Below are 2,545 nucleotides of genomic sequence, written 5' to 3' on the forward strand. Positions count from 1 at the left end.
TCGTTGTTGGTCGATCCGCTCGGTGGAGCCATCGCCGATGTGGCGCCCGGGGATTCGGCCTTCCCGTGGCGCAAGCAGTCCGCGGTGCTGCAGTGGTATGTCGAGCCCGCCGCCAACCAGGTCGCAGCGGCCACGCAGTGGCTGAGCTCTGCCCACCAGGCGGTGCAACAGTTTTCGGTGGGTGGCTACGTCAACTACTTGGAGCCCAACAGCGCGGCATCGCGCTACTTCGGCTCGAATCTGTCGCAACTGAACAGCGTCCGGCAGAAGTACGACCCCAACCAGATCATGTTCTCCGGCCTTAAATTCTGACGCGCACTGGGCTTAAAAAAGCTTGCGCCACAGTGGTTTCAGTAGTCACAAGATGACGATTGTTGTCGGTGGTCGCCCGGCGCACGAGCAATCCAACATGGACGGGTCGTGGTGCCCTGCGGCGACCGCAGACCACAATTTCGTTCTGGCGTACGGGGATTGGCAGCAGTTCCTGATCTTGGATCGGATCGGCGCGTCGTTCGAACGGGTGTCTCACTTGTCCGGTTCGTCGCGTCGCCCGACGGGTGAGCGTGGCGGGCTGCAGTGGTGGCGGACGGGTTCGGATGTGTTGGTGCCCAGCGCATTCCGAGTGTTGGATATCCCGACGAAGGCATAGAGATGGGGGTTGCGGGCCAGGCTGTTTGACGGTGTCGCCGCCGATGCCACAATCGGAGTTGCGCGGTAGCTAAGGCTGTGGTGGCGGTGGCGGGAACGTGCCACCCCACGGTTGGCACCCCCCTGGGAGCCAGGGGGCGCACGCTACAACGCTGCCATCGTCCCGCTTGCACAGTGTGACTCCGTTGGGCGCGGGGCGGCAGTCGTCAGCGCGCGCCGGAGCGGCAGGGATGAGCAGTGCCGTAATGGTCGCCACCGTGACTATCGCGGCCTTGATCGCGGTGAGCATGTTGTTTCTCCGAATCTGTAGTGAGATTAGCGGCGGTTGAGGCCACCCGGTCACCCACCGGCGGGTCAGCCCGCGCGGGATCGGCTCGTGAACAAGCCGACCACTTTTTCCATCAGGGCGACGGCGGGCAGAGTCGCGACCGCTAGACGCTTGTGATCGGTTGTCATTCGGACGGTCAAAACGTCGTCGTCCTCGGTCGGGTGTTGCTCCATCTCGTTCCAGCCGAGGTTTGCCCAAGGTCGGCCATGTGCGAAACCGGAGCACACTTGCCACATCAAATACAGATGGGTGATTGACGAGCTTTTCTCCGCGTACACGATTGCGGCTGTGCTGGTATAGCCGCCCGAGACGCTGCCACAACGGGCTTTTCGGGCTACTGCGGTGACTTTATCGAGTTTCGCCTGCCGTCCGATGTCGCCGGGAATCCCAAGGCGCCCCGTTGCATTGTGTTGATCCTTGAAGTTCTGTGCCATCCACCGAAGCGCACGTTCGATCCGGTCCTTTCGTTCGTGCGGGTGTAGAACCCAGAACGCGGTGGCGAAATTTTCTATACCACCTCGGATGAGGCTGTAGTCCGCGTCCGCGTGCAGGAGCCTCGGCTCATCGATGATGAGCGACTTCATCGCGTGCAGATGGCCGACACCCGCATTCAGACATGCCCGCGCGCAGTGTGACACCTGGTAGGGATGGCTGGCCGCGTCATCCACGGCAAGCTCCGATCCCGGTTGAACGACAAACTCGGCAGGGTTCTGTATTCGATCCAGCATGGTCTCGATCAGCGGCGCTAACCTTGCCCACTGCTGGTCAGCCCATTCGTCTGTCCGACCGTCCGTCTCGTCACTCACCTGGAACATGGTGGCAGGTCGAAGGCCCATCGCACAGCGGCGCCAAGATCCGCTGCCCACGCCCCACATTCCGATCTGCGCCACTGCAGCATGTGTGCCGGGTGGGTTAGGTGCAGCAGCACCGGGCCCTCATCGGGCAGGGCGCCGTCAAACGGGCGGGCGGCGATCGTCCGGCACATGGGTTTGAGGGCGTCGCGGGCGTCGTTGCCCAACGCTACGATCAGCCGGGGCCGAACCATCGCGAGCTCCCGGTCCAAAAACTTTGCACAGTTATCTTTTTCCGTCTTTTTCGATTCCCGGTCGCCTGGCGGGTGGCAGTGCACCACGTTCGTGACAAACACGTCCTCTTTGGTTTTCCCGGCGATAGCAAGGCCTTCCAACAGGAGGCTTTCGCATCCGCCGGTGAACGGCACGCCGGTCTCTACGCAAGGGCCGCAAAGGGATTGGCCGACGATCATCACCGGCGAGGTTTCCGACCCGAACCCGGCGGCGGGCGGTTTGTCGAGCTGTGGGCAGTCGCGGCACGCTTTGATATCGGCGGCCAGCTGGTCACGCACGGCGCTCACGAGGCACCATCCCCGTCATGCTTGGTAATGCTGTGACGATACGCGCGTGTCACAGCCGGAACACCGCTGGAGCCGAAATGGACTGCGGTCCGGCAAGCTCCTTACCTTCCACCACCCAGAGCGACTACTTTCTGAGTCGGACGAGTAGTCGTCAGCACCTCCGAAGCCATCGCCGTCGCGACGTCGCGTGGATAGCT

At 62.6% G+C, this 2,545-nt stretch carries 4 protein-coding genes; 2 read left to right on the plus strand and 2 right to left on the minus strand.

The genetic code is table 11. The annotated features are described in order from the left end of the window. Both ACZY0B_RS27150 and ACZY0B_RS27155 read left to right on the plus strand, forming a co-directional pair. Positions 1-312: BBE domain-containing protein (locus ACZY0B_RS27150; RefSeq protein WP_463767320.1), on the plus strand; the 312-nt coding region annotated here is incomplete at its 5' end. Between the two features lie 52 nt (positions 313-364). Beyond that, on the plus strand, positions 365-649 hold the full coding sequence (locus tag ACZY0B_RS27155) for a hypothetical protein (RefSeq protein WP_463767321.1): 285 nt from the start codon (positions 365-367) through the stop codon (positions 647-649). Between the two features lie 353 nt (positions 650-1,002). On the opposite strand, the gene ACZY0B_RS27160 is transcribed toward ACZY0B_RS27155, so the two are convergent. Continuing rightward, complete coding sequence (locus tag ACZY0B_RS27160) at positions 1,003-1,782, minus strand: hypothetical protein (RefSeq protein WP_463767322.1); 780 nt, start codon at positions 1,780-1,782, stop codon at positions 1,003-1,005. Beyond that, positions 1,779-2,348, minus strand: coding sequence for a uracil-DNA glycosylase (locus ACZY0B_RS27165; protein ID WP_463767323.1), 570 nt, complete (start codon positions 2,346-2,348; stop codon positions 1,779-1,781). Before ACZY0B_RS27165 ends, ACZY0B_RS27160 begins: the two co-directional genes overlap by 4 nt. Positions 2,349-2,545: the final 197 nt, after the last annotated feature.

The organism is Mycobacterium sp. IDUB_19 (genome assembly GCF_055419445.1).